The following is a 4,538-nucleotide window of genomic DNA, read 5'->3' as shown; positions in this document are numbered from 1 at the left end:
AAATTCGCCACGGGTCGCACCTCTGCATCGCTTATTCAAAAGCACCATCTGTAGCACCTCAAGTAGCGTGCGCATTAGCTGATAGCTGATAGCTGATAGCTGATAGCTGATAGCTGAATACTTACATCTTTTCTGACCATGCTTCTGCCATTTCATTCTGAGTTGAGCTACCATGAGATTGGACAAATTTACTAAATCTCTCCAAATCAGCTATTTTCGGATTATATCCCTTTTGATAACCCTCTTTTGGCCTATAATATCCTGTTTCATTTCTCTTTTTTCACCAGATATCAATTGTATTTCGGCTAATTTTAAATAAACGACTAGCTTGAGTTTTTACCATGCCATCGTCGATAGCACTAATCACTTTTTTTATTAAAACTGTAAGGAACTGGCATTTGATTAATTTATTAACAAATCCTGGCTATTTAGCTTTTTGACTATTATGTCCTAAGCTTTGCTTCGACTGCTATATCATATGTTGGAGAAGATCTATACTGGCGTAATGGTGATGGGACTGAACTAGCAAGAAATACCCAACAGATTCTTATGTTGGGGAAGCGCTTTTAAGACTTAGATAGCTTTAGGGGCGACATGGGCTCTAAAAAGCTTACTATATTTTGAGGCTAATGAGCTATGGCTTGATACAGTCGAGAACTTATTTTTGTCCTGATTCACAAATTTTATCGACGATCTCCTACCCAAGATGCCACATCATCCTCCGACCAAGGGAATGGCGGACTGGTGCTATAGTCAATAAAATACTCGTAGCCTAACTGGTCATACAGCTGATCCACCAATGTCTGTAATTCTACCATTGGTTCCGTATCCCCAGGAAGCAGGGGAAGCCGAAAATAGGGAATGCGATCGCTTAAATTAAAAAGGTACAAGTCAGCAGTGGGACGGGTATTAGAACGACTGACTAATATCCGATAATGACTCGGATTACTGCTGTTAGAAACAGGCAAGGGTTCCCCATCTCGCAACAGGTCAATTTCTACCAGATGAGTCATACTCTCCAAAATCTGCTGGCGTTTGGCTTCGTATTTAAGACGCCCTTCTCCTCGTTTATTGGCAGGGGAGATCACTTCAATCGCTGTTACCACTTCCTTGGTGGCTACATCTTTAACCTCGATGTAGGATTGTCGCACTTCTTCTCGTAAAGGAACAGCTACCTTAATCGGTTGAACTGACGGTTCAGATACCGCAACTGCTGTAGCCATTGCGACTGAAGCATCTCGGCTTTGTTGAACCGTAACATCTGGTCTACCAATGGCAATCTTCGTTGAGCCAGCAATCTTATAAACCCACTTATCGGTAACCACCCGATATTTAGGTAGCAGTTTAGGAATTAATGCTCTAGCCAAAGCTGCCAGCAATTGATTGTGGAAATCCGACCAATATTCCGGTTGTTCAAGGTAGGGATTCATCCCTGGAAATGGGTTAGGCATATAGCATTTTGATTTGAGTTGTGAACATACTTCCTTAAGGAAAGGCAAGAGGCATGCATGCTAGAGGCAAGAGTTAATCAAGTACAGAGGGATTTTGGGTAAGGATTTGAGCTCTTAAGATTTACGCTATAAATTAGCTCTAAGGATTTCAGCTTACATGTCGCCCCCCAGGATTGCTCTATAGTATAGATGCACCATTATTGTTAACGCAATTACAACAACGTAACATGGTACCATTATCTCTCAGAAGTCTATGGGCTTTTCTGCTGAGCGCGGTTTTGATAATTCCTTCCGTGATGCTCTTCCCCGCTCCAAGCCAAGCCATGGTTAACGCTGAAAGCGAGAGCATACAAAATGTAGAAAACCCCCAAGTAGCACCAATCACTGGCAATCTTCAACTAATTACTACAGCAGCGGGCAATGGAGCAGACACCTTTATCCGAGGTGGTTCCTACTCTAGTAAGAATAATGGAACAAACGGTAAATTAGTCGTCAAGCTTGATAACACCGTCTCTTATAGCCGCAAAACTTACCTCCGATTTGATCTCAGTGAGCTGAATGATGGTATTGATGATGTGAGCCTGAATTTGAGTACGATAAACCTTCCCAACACCAAAGGATCTATTGAGTTTTATGGCTTGAATGATGGAGTAGACGAAAATTGGTCTGAAACCAAAACCACTTGGAATAACGCGCCGGGTAATGATACTTACTCTACCAATTTATTTCTCTCAAACCAAACAACTTACTTAGGGAAACTCCCTGCAGCTTCTATAGCGACAGGAGATTCTTTTAGCTTTAACTCACCTGAGTTACTAGATTTCATCAAAGGTGATACTGATGACATAGTGACTATTCTGATCAATCGTGCAGAATATAAAGCCCCAGATGCCTATATCGTTTTTGCGTCTAAAGAAAGCACTGAGTATAGCCCTCCTACACTAATGGCTACTCTGAAACCTGCTGTTCAAAGCAAGCCTGAAACTGATACAGCCAATCTTTTTGAGCTTCCCGATTGTGTGAATTCCGATTGTAACTGCTCGGATTTTAAGACTCAGGAAGAGGCACAGGCTGTGTTTAACTACTTTGGAGATGATCGTTTCCGTCTAGATGGGAACAAAGATGGTCTTGCTTGCACCAGTCTGCCCCATGCCAAAGCTCCATAACCTTTAGTCCTCCACGACTTAGCAATGTTCTAGATCGCTCTTATTGAAACCAATCCCAATTCTCAGCAGGAGGATTGGGTTTCGGCTCACATTCGGAATTTCAAAGTAAGTACCTAGGCACAATTAATGGCATTGCCTATTTATGCGATCGCACCCAACTGTTTCAGGGTTGCTTTCTGTGCCTCAGTTAATCCTGTCACTCCAGTGATATTCATCGCTTCGTAGAGTCTGGGAGCTCTGAGAATTTTCAGGCACTTCCCCGTCTTAGTGTCCCAAAGCCTCACCGTTTGGTCTTGAGAGCCACTAGCTATAATTTGACCATCCCCACTAAAGGCAACAGAAGAGACCAGATGGGTATGTCCGGTGCAAGTGTGGCGGCACTCCCCTGTCGAAACATCCCACACCTTGACAGTTTGGTCGTGAGAGCCGCTAGCGATAGTGTTGCCATCGGGACTGAATGCCACGGAAAAGACCCAATTGTTGTGTCCCCGTAATAGTTTAGAGCATTCACCCGTACTCAAATCCCAGAGGCGTATCGTTTCGTCTGTACTACAACTGGCCAGGATATTATCCTTAGGACTGAAAGCGACGGATTTGACCCGATTACCATGTCCCTGTAACGTTTTCAAGCATTCCCCTGTGCTAACATCCCACAGCCTCACCGTTTGGTCAGTATTGCTACTGGCCAAGGTTTTACCATCACTACTGAAAGCCACTGACCAGATCTGATTAGTATGTCCTTCCAAAGTGCTGACGCAGTCACCAGTACGCTCATCCCAAAGCCTCACCGTTTGGTCAGCACTGCCACTGGCTAGGGTTTTCCCATCACCGCTGAAAGTGACGGAATAGATCCAATCAGTATGTCCGTGCAAAATCCTTAAGCATTTTCCCGTCTTGATATCCCAAAGCCTGATAGTTTCGTCTCTACTGCTACTAGCTACGGTTTTACCGTCACTACTAAAGGCCACTGAACACACGTGAGCAGTATGTCCGTGCAAAATACTGATACAGCGATCGCTATGATAATCCCATAGTCTGACTGTATTGTCGTTACTGCCACTTGCCAAGGTTTTACCATCAGGACTGAAAGCCACTGGAAATACCCAATCAGTATGTCCCTGCCAAGTTTTCAAGCATTGACCAGTGCCCCAATCCCAAAGTCTGACAGTTTGATCTAAACTCACACAGACTAGGGTGTTACCTTCAGGACTAAACGCCACAGAAAAGATCTGATTAGTATGTCCATGCAAGGTTTTCAGGCAAATACCAGTGTGGTAATCCCATAGCCTGACAGTATGGTCGCCACTACCAGTAGCTAGGGTTTTGCCATCAGTGCTAAAAGCCACTGAGTAGACTCCACTACTATGTCCGGTGTGAGTACTAACACAGCTACCAGTCCTAGCATTCCAAAGTCTGACAGTGTGGTCATTACTGCCACTGGCTAGGGTGTTGCCGTCAGTGCTAAAAGCAACTGAGCGTACTCCACTGGTATGTCCAGTACAAGTTCTAACCCAACTACCAGTGCTAGCATCCCAGAGTATTACAGTGTGGTCATCACTGCCACTGGCTAGGGTTTTGCCATCAGTACTAAACGCAACTGATCTCACACAACCGGTATGTCCAGTAAACCTGTTGAGGCATTGACCCGTGTCACCATCCCAGAGTATTACGGTGTGGTCGCTACTACCACTAATCAGGGTATTACCTTGAGGATTAAAAGCAACTGAGAACACTTCATCAGTATGTCCAGTACAAGTTTGCAAGCAGCTGCCATCACTGACTTGCCATAACTTGACGGTATGGTCAGCACTACCACTGGCTAAGGTTTTACCATCCCGACTAAACGCAACAGAGCGTACCCAATTAGTGTGACCCTCACAGATTACCAGTAGTTTACCAGTTTGCACATGCCATAGGCGAA

3 protein-coding genes and 2 pseudogenes are annotated in these 4,538 nt (G+C 44.4%); 1 reads left to right on the top strand and 4 read right to left on the bottom strand.

The window, feature by feature from the left end:
• The 3 genes and pseudogenes from F6K37_RS32810 to F6K37_RS32800 form a co-directional block, all read right to left on the bottom strand.
• Positions 1-186: pseudogene (locus F6K37_RS32810) on the bottom strand (hypothetical protein); the annotation flags it as partial.
• Positions 125-343, bottom strand: a pseudogene (locus tag F6K37_RS32805) (IS630 family transposase); the annotation flags it as partial. The pseudogenes F6K37_RS32805 and F6K37_RS32810, both read right to left, overlap by 62 nt.
• A gap of 340 nt (positions 344-683) precedes the next feature.
• Positions 684-1,451 carry a DUF4058 family protein gene (locus F6K37_RS32800; RefSeq protein WP_071104053.1) on the bottom strand — a complete coding sequence of 256 codons (768 nt, stop codon included), beginning with the start codon at positions 1,449-1,451 and terminating at the stop codon, positions 684-686.
• A gap of 227 nt (positions 1,452-1,678) precedes the next feature.
• On the opposite strand from F6K37_RS32800, the gene F6K37_RS32795 reads away from it, so the two are divergent.
• Positions 1,679-2,617, top strand: coding sequence for a CBM96 family carbohydrate-binding protein (locus tag F6K37_RS32795; RefSeq protein WP_137985426.1), 939 nt, complete (start codon positions 1,679-1,681; stop codon positions 2,615-2,617).
• Between the two features lie 140 nt (positions 2,618-2,757).
• Here F6K37_RS32795 and F6K37_RS32790 read toward each other — a convergent pair.
• Positions 2,758-4,538 (bottom strand): WD40 repeat domain-containing protein (locus F6K37_RS32790; protein WP_287254836.1); only part of this gene is annotated, 1,781 nt, incomplete at its 5' end.

The sequence above is a fragment of the Moorena sp. SIO4E2 genome (assembly GCF_010671945.1).
GTDB classification, from domain to species: domain Bacteria; phylum Cyanobacteriota; class Cyanobacteriia; order Cyanobacteriales; family Coleofasciculaceae; genus Moorena; species Moorena producens.
This window is presented reverse-complemented; position numbering and strand designations above follow the sequence as displayed.